General features: G+C 73.2%; 4 protein-coding genes. 1 reads left to right on the top strand and 3 read right to left on the bottom strand.

Translation table 11 applies throughout. The features are described from left to right. Positions 1–743, bottom strand: a 743-nt coding sequence (locus tag QH283_RS20855; RefSeq protein ID WP_348538297.1) for a biotin/lipoyl-containing protein, incomplete at its 3' end; no start/stop codon positions are given. 258 nt (positions 744–1,001) lie between these two features. Between QH283_RS20855 and QH283_RS20860 the strand changes: the two genes are divergently transcribed. Continuing rightward, positions 1,002–1,352: an oxidoreductase gene (locus QH283_RS20860; protein WP_280504661.1), complete on the top strand. Its 351-nt coding sequence runs from the start codon at positions 1,002–1,004 to the stop codon at positions 1,350–1,352. Positions 1,353–1,427: 75 nt separating this feature from the next. Here QH283_RS20860 and QH283_RS20865 read toward each other — a convergent pair whose 3' ends face one another. Further along, positions 1,428–2,942 carry a leucyl aminopeptidase gene (locus QH283_RS20865; protein WP_280504659.1) on the bottom strand — a complete coding sequence of 505 codons (1,515 nt, stop codon included), beginning with the start codon at positions 2,940–2,942 and terminating at the stop codon, positions 1,428–1,430. A 9-nt stretch (positions 2,943–2,951) separates the two neighbouring features. After that, positions 2,952–3,718: TetR/AcrR family transcriptional regulator (locus tag QH283_RS20870; RefSeq protein WP_280504660.1), on the bottom strand; the 767-nt coding region annotated here is incomplete at its 5' end.

The following is a 3,718-nucleotide window of genomic DNA, read 5'->3' on the forward strand; positions in this document are numbered from 1 at the left end:
CTCAGCCCAGCAGGCGGGGCAGCCGTCATGGCCCTCGAGAACGTCGTGGTCGTGCTCGAACTCGCCACCACCACGGGGGATGGTGTGGCCGAGAGCGCGGGCCCGCTGCGCCTCCAGCTCTTCGATCCGGGCGCGGGCGAGCCGCTGCCGATCACACCCAGTTGGCCGCCGACCTCGACGACGTCGTCCTCCTGGGCGGTGATCTCGAGCAGGGTGCCCGCGACCGGGGACGGGATCTCGGTGTCGACCTTGTCGGTGGAGACCTCGAGCAGCGGCTCGTCGACCTCGACCTGGTCGCCGACCGCCTTCAGCCAGCGGGTGACGGTGCCCTCGGTGACCGACTCGCCCAGTTCGGGCATCTTCACCGGGGTGCCCTCGGCGGGACCGGAGGACCCGGGGGCCTGTTCGGCCGGCTCGGGTTCGGGCTCGGCGGCGACGGCTTCCTCGGCGGGAGCCTGCTCGGCCGGGGCCTCGGGCGCGGGGGCGGGGGCGGCGGAGGCCTCACCGGCCTCGGAGATCACGGCGAGCTCACCGCCGATCTCGACCACGTCGTCCTCCTGGGCGACGATCTTCGACAGCACGCCCGCCGTGGGGGACGGGATCTCGGTGTCGACCTTGTCGGTGGAGACTTCGAGCAGCGGCTCGTCGACCTCGACCGTGTCTCCTTCCTGCTTCAGCCACCTTGTCACCGTTCCCTCGGTGACGCTCTCACCAAGAGCCGGCATCTGGACGGAGAAGGCCATGTCCGTTGACTCCTCTGACTGCTCGACGGGTTCTACAACAGTTGATCGTCCGCCGGGCGCTCACCGCGGTCGCGGCGAAAACCCGGGAGCCGCGCCGACATTCTGCGCGTACCGGAGATCGGTGCGGTTCTTTGTACCGCCGCCCATCCTTGCACTCGGCGCCGTGGCGTGTGGCACAGGGCGGTCAGTTTTCCGCCCGCTGGCACTATGGAAACGACGGCGGAGAGCGTTTCGCCGGGCGAGGAGGAGGTCGGCCGGATGGGTCTGTGGGAGCGCCTGCGCGGCGCGGGAGGCCGGGGCGGATCCTCCGGCGTGTCGAGCGCCGACGCGCGGTATCTGGCCGAGTGGGTGCGCACGCACACCGGTGTGGAGGGCTACGTCGAGCCGAAGACCGCGGTCACCGACGTGACGGTGGTGCTGGTGGCCGCCGACGGTGAGTGGACCCGGCGGGTGGTCGGGGAGTCCGGGGCCGCGCGGCTGGCGAAGGATCTGCGCATCCCGGTCTACGACGTGGCCAAGACCGGATATCCGCAGCGCATGCGCGACCACGACGCGCGCAAGCGCGTCGAGCGCCGTCGCGCGCTGGAGGACGAGCTGCGCGATCTGTGAGCGCCGCCCGGCGGCTCGGAGGCGGCCGCCGAGCGGGGGTCCACCGGAAGTGGATCGGCTTCCGGTGTGGGTTGCTCACTCCTCGGCGGCGATGTCCTCGAGAACCGCGATGAGGGTGCGCACCGGGACGCCGGTGCCGCCCTTGCCGATGTAGCCGAACGGGCCGCCGGTGTTGTAGGCCGGGCCCGCGATGTCCACGTGCGCCCACTGGACGCCCTCGGGCACGAACTCCGCGAGGAACAGGCCCGCTGAGAGCATGCCGCCCCAGCGGTGCGGGGTCACGTTGGCCAGGTCGGCGATCTTGGAGTTCAGGTCGGCGCGCAGCTCGGCCGGCAGCGGCATGGCCCAGCCGTTCTCGCCGACCTCGCGGGAGATCCGCGCCACCCGGTCGCGGAACTCGTCGGTGCCCATCACACCGGGGGTGCGGGTGCCGAGGGCGACCATCTGCGCGCCGGTCAGGGTGGCCACGTCGATGAGGTACTGCGGCTCGTCCTCGCCCGCGCGCACGATCGCGTCGGCCAGGATGAGCCTGCCCTCGGCGTCGGTGTTGAGCACCTCGACGGTGGTCCCGCCGTACTGGGTGAGCACGTCGCCGGGGCGCTGCGCGGTGGCCGACGGCATGTTCTCGGCCATCGGCACGGTCGCGGTGACGGAGATCGGCAGCCCGAGCCGGGCCGCGAGCAGGGTGGTGGCCACGACCGCGGCGGCGCCCGCCATGTCCGAGGTCATGTTCTCCATGTTGGCCGCGGGCTTGATGGAGATGCCGCCGGTGTCGAAGGTGATGCCCTTGCCGACCAGCGCGACCTTCTTGTCGCCGCCGTTGTAGCTCAGGCGGACCAGCCGCGGCGGGCGTGAGGAGCCCTTGCCGACGCCGAGCACGCCGCCGTAGCCCTGTGCCTCCAGCGCCTGCTCGTCGAGCACCTCGACATCGAGGCCCGCCGCCAGGCCCAGCGTCTCGGCGCGGGCGGCGAACTCGGCGGGGTAGAGGTGGCTGGGCGGGGTGTTGACGAAATCGCGCGCGGTGGCGACGGCCTCGGCCACCAGCGCGGCCCTGATCAGCTCCGCCTCGCCGAAATCGGCCGTCGGCACCAGGAATTCGACACGCGCCAGCGGACCCTCGTCCGGCTTGGGCGCGGACTTGGCCGAGCGGAACGGGGTGAAGGTGTAGGCGCCGAGGTAGAAGCCCTCCGCGGCGGCGGCCAGATCGAGCCCGCCCAGGGTGGTGGCGACCAGTTCGGCGCCGCTCAGCGAACGCGCGGCCACGCCTGCGCTGCGACGGATCTGCTCGGCGTCGACCTTCTCGGCCGCGCCGAGGCCGACGGCCAGCACGCTGGCGACCTCGTCGAGCCCGGCGGGCGCGGGCACCCGGGTCAGTTCCTCGGCCTTGCCCTTGGCGCCGACCGCGCCGAGGGCGTCGAGCAGGTCGGCGCGGACCTGCTCGGTGAGCACGTCGCCGAACAGGTCGTCGGGGACGATGGACGGACCGTTCTCCGAGGACGTCAGTCCGATCACGAGCACGTCGGTGTCCGGGCTCAGTGATTCGGCGCGCGCCAGTTCGGGTCCGAGTGGGCGATCTGCAACAGCGGTCATGGGCACAGGCTATTCGGTCGGTTCCCCGCCGCGCAGCGCACGTCCCGGCGCGTGGCGCGCACTGTGACCGGCTTCGCGCCCACCCCGCCGCGCGGTGATGCCGTCGAGCAGCAGCGCGACCGATTCGGCGAGCAGGGCGTCCAGATCCGGTGCGGCGGACGAGGCCGCGGCCGCCAGCGCCCGGTGCAGGGCCGGGCGCGCGCCGGGGGCGAGCAGCTCCTCGAACTCCGCCCGTGCCGGGGCGTCGCCTCGACTGTCTCGGCGCGGGCCGTGCTCGGTGGTGCGCAACAGGGCCAGTCCCTGGACCAGCCCGGACAGCGCGAGATAGGCGGTGAGCCTGTCCTCGGGCGAGACGCCGAGTTCCTCCAGCGCGGCGAAGCTGCGTTCGAGGGTGTCGAACAGCGACGGGCCGAGCGGGGGGCTCAGGCGGGCCAGCGTGGGCAACATCCAGGGGTGGTCACGGTAGAGGCCCCATTCGCGCGCGGCTTCCACGGCGAGCGCGGTGCGCGGGTCGTCCGGCGGCGGGGCGGCGACCTCGGCGTGCTCGGCCATGACCAGTTCGGTCATGGCCGCCAGCAGGGCGGCGCGGTCGGGGTAGTGGCGGTAGAGGGCGGCGGTGGCGACGCCGAGCTCGCCCGCCAGCCTGCGCATGGTCAGGCCGTCGAGGCCATCGCGGTCGGCCAGTGCCACCGCCGTCGTGGCGATGGCGACCCTGGTGAGGCGGCCGGGGCGCGGCGGTCGGCGCTCGGCGGTCGTGGCCCCCCCCCCGGGGGGGG

It is taken from the genome of Nocardia farcinica, assembly GCF_029867845.1.
Taxonomy (GTDB): Bacteria; Actinomycetota; Actinomycetes; order Mycobacteriales; family Mycobacteriaceae; genus Nocardia; species Nocardia farcinica_A.